This is a genomic window from Heliophilum fasciatum, assembly GCF_004341395.1.
GTDB classification, from domain to species: Bacteria; Bacillota; Desulfitobacteriia; order Heliobacteriales; family Heliobacteriaceae; genus Heliophilum; species Heliophilum fasciatum.
In genome coordinates this window covers 1-15,680 of record NZ_SLXT01000042.1, presented here as the reverse complement: position 1 = coordinate 15,680, position 15,680 = coordinate 1, and the positions used below count along the sequence as shown (strand labels likewise).

Here is a 15,680-nt window from a genome sequence, read left to right as displayed (position 1 = left end):
AAGATGTTAATAGACTGGACCGAAGTGATAATTAGGCGATATTTTCTACATTATAATTTGGTAAGCGCATAAATGAAGTGAGCACATAATTTCGGTTATGTTCCGCAGCACATAACCGAAAAGGATGGCTCTTCGCCGACACGACGAAAGGGGCCACCGCGAGCGCCGTGGTGTACAGCATTGTGGAAACGGCAAAAGCCAACAACCTGAATGTGTTTATGTACCTGGTACATCTTCTGAGCCAATTGCCAGGCGTTGATTTCAAGGCAGATCCCTCGCTGCTTGCAGATTTTATGCCATGGTCGGAGAAGCTGCCAGATTACTGTCGAAAAGTAAAGTAGGTTAACGTACATGCAAAATCCCGGTACGAAACATCGAGTTCGTACCGGGATTTGTTTTGCAATGCACCAGAAGATTAAGCGCTTACAATTAAATAAGCGTAGCTAATTTTTCAATATTGTCTGCAACTGTTACTAACTGATCCATGGAAGCCGAGATTTCTTCAGAAGCAGAGGCTTGCCTTTCTCCAATAATTGAAGTTTCTTGTACAACTTGAACCATGTTTTTAACATCTTTTTGTATTGCGAGAAGTATCTGATTAATATCTTTGACTGCTTTTCCACTATTATCAGCCATTTTTCGAATCTCTTCAGCAACAACAGAAAATCCACGTCCGTGTTCGCCAGCTCTAGCCGCTTCAATTGCGGCATTTAATCCAAGCAAATTTGAGTTGACTGCAACATCACTAACAAAACGTAATATTTCATCAGTTTTTTTGATTTGGCTTACAATATTTTCACCGCGACTTGTCAAGCCTGCAAGATGATTCGCCAATTCGGTAGCGGATCCAGCTAATTCTTGGGTTGTCGCATTAATTTGCTCCGAGGTCGCAGCAATCGTATGGGCTGCGTTTTCTAAATTCTCTTGAGCAATTAAACTGGTTGCAGTAGCTAATACACCAACAAATACTCCCTCTTCTAAAAGCGGTATACTAATAGCTTTAATTGGAGCCCCATAAATTTTCTTGGGTAATGTCTGCCGTTCTACACTTTTGGTTTTAAGGGTTCTAGCAATCGAGCCTTCCGGCGCTACCTTAGAGCCCACACTTAAATTTAAATTAAACGTATTTGAGGGAACGAAACAAACTACTGTACCTTCATGGTTGGTTATTATTATGCATGAGTCCATAGGATTTAATATTTGAAAAAATTTAGCATATAAGATTATATTATCCAACATAGACATTTACTTATCTCCCCACAGTATTATTATAAATATCTCCTTCTAGTGTACATAATAAAATATTATACTTATTATTTCATATATTTCTTTAATTCACCATACGAAGCCCCCTCGACAGTTATGAAAACGAAATAACAATTGTCTTTTTTACCACAAAACCCTTTGATGACAAATAGTTAAAATTAAGTTATATATTTTACCACTTAATTTTAACATAACATCGTGTTTATTTCATGAACTTTTTGATTTTTTATAAAATTCATCTAAATATCTCTGGTGGGACGGTTATGGAAGTTGAAGTTTCTAATTCCGCGTTTACAGATTATTTAACCGAGAATTATTACGACATCTACACAGAGTCATCAATTAAAGACGAGATTTTAGCGTGTTTTCACTATAGATACACGCTTTTTTTGTTGACTTCCTCCCCCCACTTTTACCCCATCCCCCACGTGTGGCCATAGGATGGCGCAGGTTCGATGCAGCGGAGTTACTGGAGGAAACGGTTTAGGGCGAGATTTCAGTGGGCGTAATGGGCGACGTGTGGGGCAGTTTTAAGACGATGGTCGGCAGCGATTGATGTCGTAGCAAAGAAAACAGCGTAATCGGGTTGATTACGCTGCAATGGTTGCGGTGTTTGTCAAGGTAGTTGTCGTAAATATAGCTAATTGGAAAGAGCAATAAGTCCAGAAATGACACCTTGCCCCCCCTGAGACAAGGAAAACAGCAAGCCTTGACGGGCGTGACGGCATGGAGAGTGAGGACGTGGGCGAGGGTGACGGTAGACGGTAATCGAAGAAACGGAAACAACACGACGAAATTACTGCTTGATCGAGTTGAGGGCTACTGTATCCGGGAGTGTCCAATGACGTGTATGCCTGGCCCAACGCTCTGGATGCCGTTGCCGCGCACGTTCGTACACGGCTCGCCGCTGAGCAAGGATATTACGGTCACTTCCGTCATGGCGCTGACCGGGTGTAACGAATTGTAAGCCACTGTGATGATGTTTTTGGTTATACCAATTCACAAACTTCTTTACCCATGCACGTGCTGCTGCGATGGACGAAAATCCTTGATACGGGAAATCGGGACGATACTTGCACGTACGGAACAACGCCTCCGAGAATGCATTGTCATTGCTTACTCGCGGTCGTGAGAAGGACGATGTGATGCCCAGCTTTTCCAAGAGAGAGCGAAATGTCGCTGCTTTCATGGGGCTGCCGTTGTCCGAGTGCAGTACCAAGGGCTGGCCTTTGATTTTTTCGGCAATCACTGCCTTTTTGATCAGGGTCGATGCATGAAAGCCGGTTTCCGTTTCCCAGATTTCCCATCCGACGATCTTTCGGCTGTAGATATCGACAATCAAATAAAGCCGGTAATGCATTCCCTGCACTGGACCTGGTAACCAGGTAATATCCTACGTCCATACTTGGTTTGGTCCCTTGGCAATATGCGTCGCAGGCACACGCTTTACGGGGGATTTGCTTCGTCCGCGATCATGTTGCTGGTTATGTGCGCGGAGAATGCGATAGAACGTCGATTCCGATGCAAGATACCGACCTTTGTCCGCGAGATCAGGAACGATTTGCGAAGGAGGCAAACTGGCATATTCGGGTTGATTGACGGTCGTTAGCACCGCTTGGCGCTCTTGATTGATTCGCGGGACGGGGACGAATAAAAGTACGTAGCAGATTACTCTATTACGTACTTTTACTGACACTATTAATATTATGCCCTAAGTCTTTTTAATTTAACCATCTTCATATCTTCTTCTAAAATATGATTTATTAACCATTCCGAAACATAACAAAGCAAACCAAGAATAAAATCCTCTTGATCTTCGTTTATTTGTTCTGCTTCTATAGAATATATTTTATTAACAAACTCACCATGTTGTTGCTTTTGGACACGAAAACCATCATAGTTATGTTCCGTCATAAAGCCTTCTTCGGTGTTAAAGTGATATACTGTATATCGCTGTAACTCCTTAATTACTTCGATAATGTCATCAAATTTATCTTCCCTAGTTTCGTTGAGTAAATTATAGGCTTGACCGGCAATCCGAAACAGTTCTTGATGTTGTTCATCAATCTGCCAGATACCAATTTTATACTTTTCATCCCATTTAAACATATAATAACCCTCTTCCTAAAATAAACGTTCAATCAATTAAATTCATAATAAAGGTATCGGGGAAATAAAACAAGGCCCTCTTTTAAAGAAGAAAAAGGCACAGGAAAAGTTTTCAGTCCTGTGCCTCTTACATTTTAAAGGTTAATCAGAAACTTAATCGATTACGTTGCTTGCGACTTATTTGCTACTATTGAGCAAGCTCAACGGTACCGCCCACAGCTTGAACTTGTTGAATTAAGCTTTGTAGTGTTCCATTACTTCCGGTCATCGGGGGGATACGAACAATCAAGCATATTCCGCTGGGCGAAAGCACTTGTAAGAGCCCAAGCAAACTGATCTCCGCGCCGGCCGGAATATAAATCCGTAACAATTGGATACCACCTTGAACCGAACACGGTGTCTCTTGAGCTACTTGAAACAGTCCTGCGTCTTGTGAAACTACTGAAGGGGTGTAGGCTCCGGTACTAACTCCATAGCTTCGTTTACGAGCCATGTTACTGTAAGGGGTTAAACTAGCTCCGGATTTGCGTTTTCGAGACATACCATAACCTCTTTCATTAAATATTCCGGTTGATTACCACCGGTTGGTCTATGTTATGGTAATAATTGGAAATCGCAACGCCCGAGACAAGATTTTTACCAAGATTCGCTGATTTGTCAATCAAGATAGCCTCAGTGCCTTTTAATTGTAGTGTGATATCCGAGACGTTGCAGAGCACTTAGAGCGTCTTCGTCATGTTTTTCTGCTGCTTTACGATACCACTGAATCGCATTCGATAGGTCTTTGCTTATCCCTTTTCCATGTTCCAGCATCCAACCAAGCTGATATTGGGCTGACGCCTTTCCTACTTGAGCAGCTTTATTGAGCCATTCGATAGCTTTTTCATTGTTTATTTCAACCGCTACCCCATTTTTATACATCATGGCCAAATTAAACTGAGCATCGGCATATCCCAAATTCGCTGCCTTTTGATACCACTCAAAAGCTTGAGCATTGTTCTTCGCTATGCCTTTTCCGTATTCGTACATTAAACCAAGATTGTACTGAGCAAAAACGTGGCCCTGTTCTGACGCTTTCCGGTACCAGTCCACGGCTTTCACTTCATTTTTCGGTGCCCCTCTGCCATTACTCAACATTAATCCAAGGTAATATTGAGCGGAAGCATCCCCTTGTTTTGCCGCTTTTTCATACCAGTAAACAGCTTGCGCTTCGTTCTTAGTTATTCCTTTTCCATATTCGTACATCAAGGCAAGGTTACATTGTGCCTTGGGATTCCCCTGCTCTGCGGCCTTCTTGTACCACTTTACAGCTTCTGCTTCGTTCAGAGTTATACCGAGTCCATTTTGATACATCCATCCAAGATTGTATTGAGCTTCGGCAACCCCCTGCTCGGCTGCTTTGCGGTACCAATTCACCGCTTTTACTACATCTTGAACGGCACTTTTTCCATTTTCATATATCTGACCAAGGTTAAATTGAGCCTTCGCATAGCCTTGCTCTGCTGCTTTACGGTACCACTCCATCGCCTTCGCTTCATCTTTGACTACGCCCAGACCATTTTGATACATAAAACCTAGACTATATTGTGCGGCATCATGGCCCTGCTTAGCTGCTTTTTGATACCATTCTACAGCTTTTGTTTCATCTTTCGTTATACCGAACCCATTTTGATACATCCATCCAAGGTTTATTTGCGCTTCCGCCATTCCCTGATCAGCTGCTTTTTGATACCATTCCACAGCTTTTTTCTCGTCTTTTGTTACACCGAGTCCAGTAGCATACATCACACCAAGGCTATATTGTGCCTTTGTATAACCTTGGGTCGCCGCTTTTCGGTACCACTCCACAGCTTTTTTCTCGTCTTTCGCTATTCCAGTCCCATTTTGGTACATCACGCCAAGGCTATATTGTGCGGCATCATACCCTTGTTCAGCGGCATTGCGATAGTATTCAACCGCTTTAACTTCATCTTTTGTGACCCCTTCTCCAGTCAAGTATGCCCATCCTAGATGACATTGACGGTAAACATCTCCTTGCATTTCCTTAGTATAGGGTGCTGATTCTGCCTGCTTCACTTCGTTGACAACCGAAACAGATGACTGAATAAGTTCGATAATTTGTTTTGCAATCTGCTCTACACCTTCTGATGTAGTAACTGCAGATTGGTCAGCTAAAGAAAGCGAAAATTTTAAGACTTCTTCATATTTGATTTCATGCCATACAGGAATAATAATTTTATTATTGCAAACTTCTTTAGTAATAAGATCATTAAATCCTTTTTGTTTCCATGCTTTTTTCAGAAAGCTTTTGCTAATTATAACAATTCCATACTTTGATTTTGCTAATCCAGGTTCTATCGATTTACGGAAGCTATTGCCTGTTTTCAGCGTAAAGTTCTCGAACCAAACGGTCACACCCATTTTCATCAATGATCTGGCCAGCGGTTCCGCAATGGTTCCTTTATCTTCTGCAGAATAAAATATAAAAACGTCCCAGATTTTTTTCATAATCTACCCCCCATAGCATTCCTCTTAAGAAAGATTCAGCGTTTCTCTAATTTTACAATGACTGATTGTCCATTCTTATCATGAACGTAAGTAAACTTAATTAGATCATTAAACTGAAGATTTAGTTGTTCAAAATTTCCCCTTAACTCCGCAGAAAGCATCAAAACTTTGAAATCGCCATTAATTTTTACTTCGATGAAATTATTATCTTCCCGTCCTTGGTATAAGCCTACATCGGTTAATGTGTTATCACTCTCTGGTTGTACAGAAGCAACCTGCTCCGTGATAGATTGAGGTTGTTCAGGTTGTTCAGGTTGTTCTGCTTGCTCTGGATCAATCTTTGATTGCGAAAAAGATGTAGCAACAACACCGATACCAATCGCCAGAACCGCCACAAACAGCAGTATTTTAATTATTTTTTGCTTGATCATCTTTTCTCCTCCTTTACCATATTAAAGTTTAGCTCCGTCTACTCTCTGCTTAAGTACTTTCTTGACTTAAGTATAACTTAAAGTAGTAGTAAAAAAACAGCGTGATCATGGTCAATCACGCTGTAAACCTTCGCTTGATTTTTGTAATTCTTTTTCCGTCAACAAGATTACTAAATGATGCTGTGCGTCGGCGTGTCCCTGTAAAGCGGCTTTTCGGTACCACTCCTCTGCTTTGGCGTTATTTTGTACAACACCGATTCCGTAAGCATACAATAAGGCCAAATGAAATTGGGCGGTCGCATTGCCCATATTTGCTGCTAGGAAATATGCTTCAGCAATCTTGGCTAAATTGCTTTCATGTTCATACATGCGATAAAGTTGCTCAAGTTCATAATTTAAAATCATATGCTTTTCATCCCGACACCTCAAATCACTTATCCTTATTATAACTTATTCTAACCCCCTTGAATACCAAAAGTCACCAAATCGTAATTATATCTAATATATTTATTATCCATTTTGGATAATAAAAGAAAAAATGGATTTTATATTTTAATGGAAAAAAATAAACGGTATACCATAGCTTTCTCCGCCGCATCTTAGGAGTAATAAACATGCTAAGCAAGACATAAGGAGAAAGATTCGCCATGATTTTGACGATTATTCGAACCATCATCCTATTTTCAGTAGTGGTTATCGGATTGCGTCTTCTGGGTAAACGGCAGATCGGTCAATTACAGCCCTACGAGTTGGTTGTAATCATTTTAATCTCGGAACTCGCTGCGATTCCTATGGAGAATATCGACATCCCCATCTACGGTGGAATCATCCCGATTTTAACCTTGTTGTTGATGCAGGTATCCCTGTCTTATATTTCCATGAAAAGTGAAAGTGCCCGTGGGATTATTTGCGGTACGCCAAGCATACTCGTCGAGAACGGTAAGATTGTCGAACAAGAACTAGCCCGGTTACGTTATAACGTCAACGATTTACTCGAACAAATTCGGAGCAAAGACGTGGCCAACCTTGCTGACGTTGAATTTGCCATCCTAGAGACAGGCGGGCAATTAAACGTGATCCCTAAGTCGCAAAAACGACCGGTTACACCATCCGATCTAGGACTTTCTACACCTTATGAAGGTGTTCCCGTATCTTTAATTATTGATGGACAAGTTCTGCAGAAGAATCTGGACAAAGTCAACTTAACTGAACAGTGGTTAAAAACCGAATTAAGTAAATTTAATGTAGCCCATTTTGAAGATGTATTTTTTGCCAGTATTGATACGGAAGGCAAACTTTATTATCAATTGAAATCAAAGTCCTTAAAGCAATGACTTTAGTCTGGAAAGGAAGAGAATACCATGCGATTGTTGATTGGTCTTTTGATAGCGTTTATCGCGACAGTCGGACTAGGAATCTGGGTTGATCATCGCTTGGACAGCGATACAGAAGCGCTCCTCCAGCATGTTGAGCAGATTCATCAGGAGGTGGAGCAAGATCAATGGCAATCAGCGTCTACAGATACAAGCGATCTACAAGAAAAATGGAGCACTCAAGCAAAATGGTGGAATATGGTGATGCTTCATCAGGAAATCGACAACATTGAATTTGCTTTAGCACGAGTTCAAGAATATGTGGCTAGTCAAAACCGGGCACTATCATTGGGCCAATTATCAGAGTTACGACTCATGCTTAAGCACATTCCCGAAAAAGAGGCAATCAGCTTAAAGAATATCTTATAGTAGATTGAAAGGGGCTAGACATTTTGGCACAGTTTTATAGTGAAAAAAAGATTTTTCCGCAAGATGTACGCGACCAATTTAAGTATGAGGTAGCTGAGGAACTCGGATTAACTCCCCGCATCCAAAATGATTACTGGGGCGCTTTGACCCCATCCGAATGTGGTAAAGTTGGCGGCCGGATCGGTGGCTCGATGGTCAAGAATATGGTCCGCCGGGCCGAAGAATTGTTAATTCAGAACGATCAAAACGTTGTTGATGTTGATCAAAGTAAGGAAGGCTAATCGTGCCTTCCTTACTTTGATCTGATTCTTAATTTATTTTCGAGAGAGCATCGGCATAGGCTTTGGCACTTGATTCGATAATATCTGTACTTGAACCTCGGCCGATGATAACGTGGTGATCAGCCGTGGCTATTTTTACGGTGGCCGTGCCCAAAGCTTCACTTCCTCGGCTGACCGATCGGATCTGATAATCGATGAGCCTTACCGTTTTACCGGTAATCCGTTCAATCGCTTTGAACACGGCGTCGACAGGACCGTTACCGGTAGCAGCATCCGTCAAGGTTTCTCCTGCTTGTTCCAGCGTTACTGTAGCGGTAGCTGAGGCAACTCCGTTGGTAACCACAGACAGGTTTTTGATTTGAATCCGTTTGCCACCGCCCACATTAAAGCCCATCAATACATGCAAATCTTCGTCGTAAATTTCCTTCTTCTTGTCAGCCAGCTTCAAAAATTCCGCGTACAATGGATCAATCTGTTCTTTTTCCACTGTATAACCCAGTTCCCCAAGGCGGTGCTTCAAAGCCGCCCGTCCGGAACGGGCGCTCAGGACGATTTCATTGCGTGGCACCCCGATGGTTTCGGGCTCGATGATCTCATACGTCTGCTTCTCCTTCAAGACACCGTCTTGGTGAATGCCCGATGCATGCATAAAGGCATTAGCCCCGACGATAGCCTTATGGCTAGGTACGGGAACACCGGTGATAGCCGATACCAACCGGCTTGTCGCGGCGATCTCTTTGGTGTTGATATTGACATCGATATTGTACTGTTGCTTCCGCGTGTAAATGGCCATGATCACTTCTTCCAGCGAGGTGTTGCCGGCCCGTTCACCGATGCCGTTGATCGTACCTTCGATCTGTTCGGCGCCGGCAGCGATTCCGGCCAACGAATTGGCCGTAGCCATCCCCAAATCATTATGGCAATGGACACTGATTCTGACAGTGTCGATGTTTTTTACGTTGTTTTTGGCAAAGCTGATCAGTTCGCCATATTCCCAAGGTGTGGCATAGCCTACGGTATCGGGAATGTTGACGGTCGTCGCGCCGGCAGCGATAACACTTTCCAGGATTTTGGCGAGAAACGGGCGGTCACTGCGAAACGCATCTTCTGCATAGAACTCGACATCATGTACATATTTTTTGGCATGTTTTACGGCGGCGACAGCAGCTTCAATGACTTGCTCCGGTTGCAGCCGAAGCTTTTTGGCCATGTGCAGCGGCGATACGGCAATACCGGTGTGAATCCGCGGCGACTCGCTGTATTTCAACGACTCCGCACAAACGTCGATATCCTTTTGGACGCAGCGGGTTAAGCCGCAAATGGTAATTCCCTTGATCTCTTTGGCAATGGTTTGTACCGACTCAAAATCACCGGGCGATGATGCCGGAAAACCTACTTCCATGATGTCGACACCGAGTTTAACGAGTTGTCGGGCAATCTCCAGTTTTTCATGAACATTCAATGTGATCCCTAACGACTGTTCGCCATCTCTTAAGGTTGTGTCGAAAATGTACAGCTTTCGCATAGGACTGTTCCTCCTCATTTGTTTTCCAATGTAACGCTTTTTGGGCAGCCTGAATCATTCGTTGTAGCGGAAGGTCTCCTAGGTCGGCTTCCATTTCAACCACCTCCTTTCGGGCAAAACAAAAAACCCCTTCGCCTCAATGATCATTGAGACGAAGGGGTAATCCTCCGTGGTACCACTCAAATTAACAGTATAACACTGTTCACTCGTAAGGATGCGGGAACAACGTTCCGATATCCCCTTCCTTGTAACGGTGGAAGTTTCCGTCCGAGCCTACTCTCTTACGATTTCGGTCAGCAACTCAAGGGAGAGTTCAACCTTTCGCTTCGACCGCTTCGCACCACCCAGCGGCTCTCTGAACCTGCGAGAATGTTTACTATTCCCCGTCATCGTCATTTCGAAGTATGATTAATTTAAGAGTAGTTTACGTTCCGGTTCCGGAATTGTCAATGCTTTTTTAATAGCCTCAGGATTCGGATTCGAAACTAAAATGCTTTGTCGCTGTCGATCAAAATGGTCACCGGTCCATCATTGATCAACTCGACATCCATATGGGCAGCAAAAACCCCGGATTGCACATTGGTAACACCCAAATGACTCAACTTATCCAGTAAATAATCAAAAATCGATTTCGCGATATCCGGCCTGGCTGAATCAGTAAAAGAAGGTCTTTTCCCTTTGCGACAATCACCATATAAAGTGAACTGAGAAACGACCAATAGCTCTCCGCTTATATCTTTCAACGATAAATTCATCTTCTCGTGAGCATCTTCAAAAATCCTCAAATTGATAATTTTTTCAGCGATATAATCAGCGGCAGCGTGGGTATCTTTATTGCCGACCCCGATAAGCACCAGTAGACCCTTCCCTATTTTCGAAACCACTTCTCCATCGACTGAAACTTGTGCTCTTTTTACTCTTTGAATCACTGCTCGCATATTCTGCTTTCCTCCTGGCACTTATGTATTTTTGTTATCTTATATCATAGCAGGCAAGTATAACGCAAAGAAACTGCTCTCTCCATGCAAGCAAAAACAGCAGACCCTATTACGTCTGCTGTCATCTTCTACAGCGTACTGTTCTTATTTATTCCTTCTCTCGATGGTCATTATTAAGAAAATTACTAATCTATGGGGAACTTACGCCTTTGCAGTCAATTTCTTAACCATTTCCCGGTTGATCGAACTATCCTGCTCCCACCAACCAAAAGCAATTCTCGATTGGATGTTGCCTTTGCCGGGCGATCGCAGGTACGTAATGACGGAACCTCCCGGCGGGATAATGATCATGCCCTGAAAATCATGCCTCGTCAACGTGGCTTTTGGTTCAACTATGCGGGTGAATGCATAAATCCCTTGCGTGGGCGACTGCAAAACACGATCACCATACTGCAAGGTTATTTTCGGCATCGGCGGTGGATTAAGCATCTGGTTTGCCGAAGCGATATTCTTCGATACAATTCCCTGGCCAGGCGGCATGCTGTTCGCCCAAACTTCAGCGGTAAAAGGCTGAGAGGAGAAGTTCGAAAAGGTATAGACATTCCAGAACATATCGACACCGGAGTCAGTAGGATTGATCAGTGCCCCCCAGGCGTTATAACCATCGCCAAAGGTCAACATTTCTGTCTGACCAAAAAAATAGTTGCCTAGCAACGTCTCCCATACGGAGAATGTCCAATCAACAACCTTCACAGGTAGATTGAGTTGATCGGGTCGTTCCATCGGCCCCAACGGATTGAGTTGATCCGATGGACCGATAGGACGGTTTCGATTGGTTATACCGAATGGATTTGCCGGAACAAGTTGATTGATCCTGCCTAGAACCTTCCGATTGATTTTGTTAATCTTGCGAAAGATATCTAAGTTCATCATGCACCCCACCTTCAACTGCCTTGGAATTAATTCTGCACTTTTTCCTCCCACCAGGAAAACACAACACGCACCGGTATTTTCTGTTCGCCCTGTGGCCGTAAAAAAACGGCAAAAACGTCCCCAGGACCAAGGATGATGCCACCCTTACTTGAATCGCTGACCAAGGTTGAATAGGGAGTTACAATTCTGTCAAAAACGTTGATCCCACCGGTCGGCCTACCCGGTACCGGGCTTGCAAATAGCAGTTTCACTTTGGGTTTCGGCGGTGGGCTGATAGTCAGATTGGCCGGCGTAACATAGGGCGTTGGCATGCCCAGCCCGGGCAACTTGGGATTCAGCCAGATTTCAGCGGTGATAGGTGTTCCCCAATAATTGGTAATCGTAAAAATATCAAAAAACAGGTTAACTCCCGAATGGATAGGGTTTTTCAACGCTGCCCACCCATGGTTATTACCTGCGATCGCCATCTCCTCAGTTTGACCAATGAAATAGTTGCCTAAAATGGACTGTAGCGTCGGATTTGTTATGTCCACGACCTGAATCGGCTTTTCCAACATACAGCGTCCTCCTCCACAACATCGCTTGAAACCAACCGCTTGGGGATTAGCGAATTCCTCCGAGCGGCGCCGGTAACGCGAGCAAAGATCCTCATTTTAAATATGCCGCCGGTTACTGTTATGGAATGTTCAGAACGTCATGCTCACCTCAAAACAAAAACAGCCTGACCAATCTGGCCAAGCTGTCATTTCTGTTGCCTACGAATGAATATAGTCTTCTCTTACTGGGGAGAACACTTCGATCGCCACAGCATCTTCAAGGACAATCGCTTTATGTTCAACGTTTCCGGGTATACACCAGCTATCTCCGGGGGAAATCTGATATTCTTCTTGGCCAATGATAAGAACGATTTTTCCTGATATTAGGTATCCTGTTTGCTCATGTGGATGTTGATGTCGTGGAAGTTCTTTTCCCTTTTGAAGTTGGAATTCAGTTAACAGTGTTTTCTCTCCGTAAACGAGAGTTTTTCGGGTAATACCTTCAGATAGTTTCAAATAATCTTCACTGGTTTTTTTGTAGACACTATGGCTACTTGAATGGAATTTTTCCATAACCACTCTCCTACCCTCTCTTCGATACGCCTACCTACGATTGTATTTTTCATTATAACGTTATCTTTACAATGATTCGATTCGATTTTTACCGGATTTTTTCTACTTAAGTTTGCCCCATTTGCTTGTTCTTGATGCTTCAGCAAAGTATTGGTCAGATGATATTTTCTTCCGTTTCTTTAGGACGAATAATTAGTTTTCAGGTTCCCCAGCCGCCGGATCTCATCGATCGTCAGCACCCGGCGATAGATTCGCACATCATCCAGCCGGCCATCGATCGGTTTAATCCACGTCTCATTGGGTGCCCCCAGCAACAAATCATCTTGCGTGATAAAATTCTGAACCCCCACAAAAGAGGAAGCGACAAACTCACCGTCAACATAAACACGAAAGAAAACGCCGTCCAAAACGGTGACGATGTGCACCCACTTGTTTTCCGGTATCACTACCTGCGGCAAATGCATATAGCCGAGATTGGCAAAGGCAACAAACTGCCGCGGATCATTGAGATATAACTTAAACCCGCCCCACTTGATGTACCCTCGCGACATCGCCCGGTCAACGGGGTTCAAATAAAGCCACAAGGAAACGGTATAACGCTGCCAAGTATCGACACTGTTCAAGCTCTCGCTCGCCCGAACCTTGACCACATTGCTCATATCCTTCACTTCAAGAGAAGGGGAACCGTCCGGTCCTTTGTTAAGGCGCAATTGCTCCACCGTACCGTCGTCGGTTCAACCCCCTAATTCTAGAGCGCAGACCCCTTATTCGTCGTTTTTCGTAGCATCCTAAAAAGTTGCAAGTTCCTGGGGTTTCAGCCCACCGTCACCGCCGCTCAGAGGGTCTCATACCGATCGCCGTCGTTCAAGGGCAAGGGCATACGCCCCGCCTACGGCGTCCCTTGACCGTCGCCCATCGGTATGAAGTACGGCTCGTTAGGCGGTCGACGTCGGGGTTTGCGGCTTGGCCTGCTACTTCATGGATCGTCACTACAAGGTAACGGTGAACGAAGGAACTTGTCTTGCTGCAACTTGGCGACGAAACGTTGCCGGCGGCAGATCGTACAGACTTCCGTGGATTCTCCGCTGATTGTAAAAGTCGATGTATTCAGTGACGATTTGATAGGCATCGTGATATGTCGTAAATTCATGCTTCTGGTAGCAATCACGCTCCAGCGACGCGTGAAACGACTCGATATGGGCATTCAGGTTCGGCGTCTTGGGCGGGATTCGTTCATGTTCCACTTGGCAGTGTTCGCAGGTTTCTTCAAAAATACGGCTGATGAATTGTGGGCCGTTATCGGTCCGTATCACCGGTTTTTTCTCCGTTTGGTAGACTTTTCGCTTCCAAAGGGCGCGTTGAAGCGTCTGTGCTGCATGCTTGCCTTCACAGTTTAATCCGATATGGTAGTCAATGACGCTTCGATCGTACACATCGAGGACGGCCATCAGGTAAAAGAATCGATCTTCCCCGGCGATATACCCATATTTGATATCCAGTTCCCATAGTTCATTCGAACGGTGGATGGTTCGATTACGTGCAATCCGGCGTGGGTAGCGGGGCTTCGTTTGCCGTTGCGGCATTAAAATATCCAATTCTTTGCATAACCGGTATGTCTTTTTCTTGTTGATGATGAGTTGATGCTTCCGTTGGAGGCAAATTCGCAGTTTTCGGTATCCATAGGCGCTTTCTTCACCGGCCATCAGTTCCATCAAATATTCCTTGATTTGCTCATCGCTGATGCGCTTTCCGTCAGTGGTCCATGAATACCCTGGCTGCGGTCGGCCGCCACGGTACGTACGTGCTTGATTTCCTTTTTGAAGTCGTTGACGGCGTGCATAATAGGTAGCTTCCTTAATGCCGATCGTGCGTAGAATCAACGCGGTACTGGCTTGGTTCCGGGCTATCCAATGATCGGCTACTTCCAGTTTCTCCGATAGCCCGGGTTCGTCTTTTTTACTAAATCCTGCAGGATTTGAATTTCTAACGCTTTCTCCCCAAGCAGCTTTTTCAGTGCTGCGTTTTCAGACTCCAGTTGACTAAACTCTTGCGATGACGGTACATAGGCCGTCACTTTCTTGGCGTCTGCAGGGGTTTCTTGAAAACTTTTATGTTTGGCTGCGCTAATCCAATAATCCAACCGTTTGGGATCAATGCCATGCCTCCGTGCCACTTGCGTGGCATTACCGACCTCAAGCGCTTCTTTGATAAGTTGTTCTTTTACTTCTTTTGGATATCGTTCTCGTCTCATTTGCGTTCCCTCCATTTGATTTTCATTGTACTCAATAGAGGGGCATTACTCAAATGACATTAGGGGGCTACATTCGTGTTCGGTTAACCAAATTTGGCTAAATGCAGACATGTATCTCATCCGTTGGTTTACTTAAATCCCCAGATAAATCGAGAAAATAACTTCGATTCACAACAGTTTCCGACGATTATTGCAATCATGATGTGGAATATCCACAATATAGGGTCCTCTCCCACCTTGGGATCGGTTTGCGGCCACTTTCAATGTGGTGAATCCATTGAATAAATTTTACTATATATGGTTAACCGACCACGAATGTAGGGGGCTATATAGTCATCAGCAAAAATCACCTCGATTCCAATTTTGCTTTCTAAAAGAGTCTGTCTAAAAACCCCTGCATCCCAAGGGTCGATTCATAAAACTCAGTATTCAATGGTATTTTGTGCCATTTAAAGGTATTTTGGCTTCGCTTGTCGAATCAAATGAAGAAAAGATCGATTCGAAAGCGAGGTTTTCTCCATGTTTCGATATGATGATGATCCCCAAGGTAGCTTTTATAATCATGACGGCCTATGGGATACGTTGAT

General features: G+C 44.0%; 19 protein-coding genes and 1 other annotated feature. Of the genes, 4 read left to right on the top strand and 15 right to left on the bottom strand.

Annotated elements, in window-relative coordinates; genetic code table 11:
* The first annotated feature begins 167 nt into the window (after nt 1-167).
* Entirely contained in the window at nt 168-341 is a 174-nt protein-coding gene (locus EDD73_RS15505; protein ID WP_131920943.1) for a transposase domain-containing protein, read from the top strand.
* 88 nt (nt 342-429) lie between these two features.
* On the opposite strand, the gene EDD73_RS13925 is transcribed toward EDD73_RS15505, so the two are convergent.
* The 7 genes from EDD73_RS13925 to EDD73_RS13895 all read right to left on the bottom strand — a co-directional run bounded on the left by EDD73_RS13925 (nt 430) and on the right by EDD73_RS13895 (nt 6,719).
* Nucleotides 430-1,245, bottom strand: a complete 816-nt coding sequence (locus tag EDD73_RS13925) for a methyl-accepting chemotaxis protein (protein WP_131920941.1) — start codon at nt 1,243-1,245, stop codon at nt 430-432.
* Nucleotides 1,246-2,062: 817 nt separating this feature from the next.
* Complete coding sequence (locus EDD73_RS13920) at nt 2,063-2,656, bottom strand: DDE-type integrase/transposase/recombinase (RefSeq protein WP_320055192.1); 594 nt, start codon at nt 2,654-2,656, stop codon at nt 2,063-2,065.
* Between the two features lie 314 nt (nt 2,657-2,970).
* A complete protein-coding gene (locus tag EDD73_RS13915; RefSeq protein WP_131920937.1) occupies nt 2,971-3,375 on the bottom strand; it encodes a bacteriohemerythrin in 405 nt (134 codons plus the stop codon).
* 187 nt (nt 3,376-3,562) lie between these two features.
* Nucleotides 3,563-3,745: a hypothetical protein gene (locus EDD73_RS13910; protein WP_131920935.1), complete on the bottom strand. Its 183-nt coding sequence runs from the start codon at nt 3,743-3,745 to the stop codon at nt 3,563-3,565.
* A 302-nt stretch (nt 3,746-4,047) separates the two neighbouring features.
* Nucleotides 4,048-5,883: a TIR domain-containing protein gene (locus EDD73_RS13905; RefSeq protein ID WP_131920933.1), complete on the bottom strand. Its 1,836-nt coding sequence runs from the start codon at nt 5,881-5,883 to the stop codon at nt 4,048-4,050.
* Between the two features lie 35 nt (nt 5,884-5,918).
* Complete coding sequence (locus tag EDD73_RS13900) at nt 5,919-6,314, bottom strand: hypothetical protein (RefSeq protein WP_131920931.1); 396 nt, start codon at nt 6,312-6,314, stop codon at nt 5,919-5,921.
* Between the two features lie 111 nt (nt 6,315-6,425).
* Complete coding sequence (locus EDD73_RS13895; protein WP_131920929.1) at nt 6,426-6,719, bottom strand: tetratricopeptide repeat protein; 294 nt, start codon at nt 6,717-6,719, stop codon at nt 6,426-6,428.
* 242 nt (nt 6,720-6,961) lie between these two features.
* Between EDD73_RS13895 and EDD73_RS13890 the strand changes: the two genes are divergently transcribed.
* Genes EDD73_RS13890 through EDD73_RS13880 form a run of 3 tightly spaced genes read left to right on the top strand, consistent with a single transcriptional unit; the run spans nt 6,962 to nt 8,337 of the window.
* A complete protein-coding gene (locus EDD73_RS13890; protein ID WP_131920927.1) occupies nt 6,962-7,648 on the top strand; it encodes a DUF421 domain-containing protein in 687 nt (228 codons plus the stop codon).
* Between the two features lie 27 nt (nt 7,649-7,675).
* Nucleotides 7,676-8,056 (top strand): DUF4363 family protein, encoded by a 381-nt coding sequence (locus EDD73_RS13885; RefSeq protein WP_131920925.1) that lies wholly within the window; start codon nt 7,676-7,678, stop codon nt 8,054-8,056.
* Nucleotides 8,057-8,079: 23 nt separating this feature from the next.
* Nucleotides 8,080-8,337, top strand: a complete 258-nt coding sequence (locus EDD73_RS13880) for an alpha/beta-type small acid-soluble spore protein (RefSeq protein WP_131920923.1) — start codon at nt 8,080-8,082, stop codon at nt 8,335-8,337.
* Between the two features lie 28 nt (nt 8,338-8,365).
* On the opposite strand, the gene EDD73_RS13875 is transcribed toward EDD73_RS13880, so the two are convergent.
* From EDD73_RS13875 to EDD73_RS13840, 8 genes are all read right to left on the bottom strand, one after another.
* Nucleotides 8,366-9,862 carry a 2-isopropylmalate synthase gene (locus tag EDD73_RS13875; protein ID WP_131920921.1) on the bottom strand — a complete coding sequence of 499 codons (1,497 nt, stop codon included), beginning with the start codon at nt 9,860-9,862 and terminating at the stop codon, nt 8,366-8,368.
* A gap of 144 nt (nt 9,863-10,006) precedes the next feature.
* Nucleotides 10,007-10,261: a binding site (T-box leader), on the bottom strand.
* 86 nt (nt 10,262-10,347) lie between these two features.
* Nucleotides 10,348-10,800: a D-aminoacyl-tRNA deacylase gene (dtd, locus tag EDD73_RS13870; protein WP_131920919.1), complete on the bottom strand. Its 453-nt coding sequence runs from the start codon at nt 10,798-10,800 to the stop codon at nt 10,348-10,350.
* 201 nt (nt 10,801-11,001) lie between these two features.
* Nucleotides 11,002-11,730: a DUF6143 family protein gene (locus tag EDD73_RS13865; RefSeq protein ID WP_131920917.1), complete on the bottom strand. Its 729-nt coding sequence runs from the start codon at nt 11,728-11,730 to the stop codon at nt 11,002-11,004.
* 29 nt (nt 11,731-11,759) lie between these two features.
* Nucleotides 11,760-12,290, bottom strand: coding sequence for a DUF6143 family protein (locus tag EDD73_RS13860; RefSeq protein ID WP_131920915.1), 531 nt, complete (start codon nt 12,288-12,290; stop codon nt 11,760-11,762).
* Between the two features lie 198 nt (nt 12,291-12,488).
* Entirely contained in the window at nt 12,489-12,842 is a 354-nt protein-coding gene (locus EDD73_RS13855) for a cupin domain-containing protein (protein ID WP_131920913.1), read from the bottom strand.
* A 179-nt stretch (nt 12,843-13,021) separates the two neighbouring features.
* On the bottom strand, nt 13,022-13,552 hold the full coding sequence (locus tag EDD73_RS13850; protein ID WP_131920911.1) for a LamG domain-containing protein: 531 nt from the start codon (nt 13,550-13,552) through the stop codon (nt 13,022-13,024).
* Between the two features lie 279 nt (nt 13,553-13,831).
* Entirely contained in the window at nt 13,832-14,749 is a 918-nt protein-coding gene (locus EDD73_RS13845; RefSeq protein ID WP_264672945.1) for an IS3 family transposase, read from the bottom strand.
* A gap of 11 nt (nt 14,750-14,760) precedes the next feature.
* Nucleotides 14,761-15,093 carry a transposase gene (locus EDD73_RS13840; protein WP_131920907.1) on the bottom strand — a complete coding sequence of 111 codons (333 nt, stop codon included), beginning with the start codon at nt 15,091-15,093 and terminating at the stop codon, nt 14,761-14,763.
* Nucleotides 15,094-15,680 lie beyond the last annotated feature (587 nt).

Coding starts and splice junctions, on each gene's coding strand:
- EDD73_RS13900 (WP_131920931.1), bottom strand. CDS start 6,314: ATGATCAAGCAAAAAATAATTAAAATACTGCTGTTTGTGGCGGTTCTG.
- EDD73_RS13895 (WP_131920929.1), bottom strand. CDS start 6,719: ATGATTTTAAATTATGAACTTGAGCAACTTTATCGCATGTATGAACAT.
- EDD73_RS13865 (WP_131920917.1), bottom strand. CDS start 11,730: ATGAACTTAGATATCTTTCGCAAGATTAACAAAATCAATCGGAAGGTT.
- EDD73_RS13840 (WP_131920907.1), bottom strand. CDS start 15,093: ATGAGACGAGAACGATATCCAAAAGAAGTAAAAGAACAACTTATCAAA.
- dtd (WP_131920919.1), bottom strand. CDS start 10,800: ATGCGAGCAGTGATTCAAAGAGTAAAAAGAGCACAAGTTTCAGTCGAT.
- EDD73_RS13885 (WP_131920925.1), top strand. CDS start 7,676: ATGCGATTGTTGATTGGTCTTTTGATAGCGTTTATCGCGACAGTCGGA.
- EDD73_RS13925 (WP_131920941.1), bottom strand. CDS start 1,245: ATGTCTATGTTGGATAATATAATCTTATATGCTAAATTTTTTCAAATA.
- EDD73_RS13860 (WP_131920915.1), bottom strand. CDS start 12,290: ATGTTGGAAAAGCCGATTCAGGTCGTGGACATAACAAATCCGACGCTA.
- EDD73_RS13890 (WP_131920927.1), top strand. CDS start 6,962: ATGATTTTGACGATTATTCGAACCATCATCCTATTTTCAGTAGTGGTT.
- EDD73_RS13855 (WP_131920913.1), bottom strand. CDS start 12,842: ATGGAAAAATTCCATTCAAGTAGCCATAGTGTCTACAAAAAAACCAGT.
- EDD73_RS13905 (WP_131920933.1), bottom strand. CDS start 5,883: ATGAAAAAAATCTGGGACGTTTTTATATTTTATTCTGCAGAAGATAAA.
- EDD73_RS13915 (WP_131920937.1), bottom strand. CDS start 3,375: ATGTTTAAATGGGATGAAAAGTATAAAATTGGTATCTGGCAGATTGAT.
- EDD73_RS13875 (WP_131920921.1), bottom strand. CDS start 9,862: ATGCGAAAGCTGTACATTTTCGACACAACCTTAAGAGATGGCGAACAG.